Consider the following 584-nt stretch of genomic DNA (forward strand, 5'->3'; position numbering starts at 1 on the left):
ATCATCGTGGACCGGCGGCCCGGGCTTGCCGTTCTTGCCCCGCTTGCGCTTGCCGAACGCACTCCACCAGCCGTTGTCGGCGCAGATCCGCCACGCGGTGCGCTCGGCCATGGCTTGGCCGGCGTCTCGGGCCTCTTCGACCAGGAAACGGTAGCCGAACTCCGGATCATCACGGTGGGCGTCGAACAACGCGTTGGCCCGATGAGCCTCAAGGTATTCGGCGTCGGTGACAGGGGTGGCCAGCCACCGGTAGTAGGGCTGGCGGGCGAGCTTGAGGACCCGACACGTCACCGCCACGTGAATCCCGTTGGCGGCGAGCTCCTTCACGAGCGGGTAAAACCTTTTCCCGGCAGATTCGACTGCGACAAATACGCCGCAGCCCGGCGCAGCACCTCGTTCTCCTGCTCGAGCAGCTTGATCCGCCGACGCGCCTCTCGTAACTCAGCCTGATCGGTGGTGGTCATGCCGGGTTTGCTGCCGTCATCGATGTCGGCCTGGCGCAGCCACTTCGACAACGTGATCGGATGCACCCCGAAATCGGCGGCGATCTGCTCGAGCGTCACGCCTTCATCGCGGTTACGGGC

The 584-nt window shown here is 65.6% G+C and carries 1 protein-coding gene and 1 pseudogene; both read right to left on the reverse strand.

Annotated elements, in window-relative coordinates; all coding sequences use genetic code 11:
- Nucleotides 1-327, reverse strand: a pseudogene (locus AC5Y5B_RS25235) (IS3 family transposase); the annotation flags it as partial.
- Nucleotides 324-584, reverse strand: a 261-nt coding sequence (locus tag AC5Y5B_RS25240) for a transposase (protein ID WP_500007398.1), incomplete at its 5' end; no start/stop codon positions are given. The gene AC5Y5B_RS25240 and the pseudogene AC5Y5B_RS25235, both read right to left, overlap by 4 nt.

The organism is Mycobacterium sp. NGS33, from assembly GCF_059812885.1.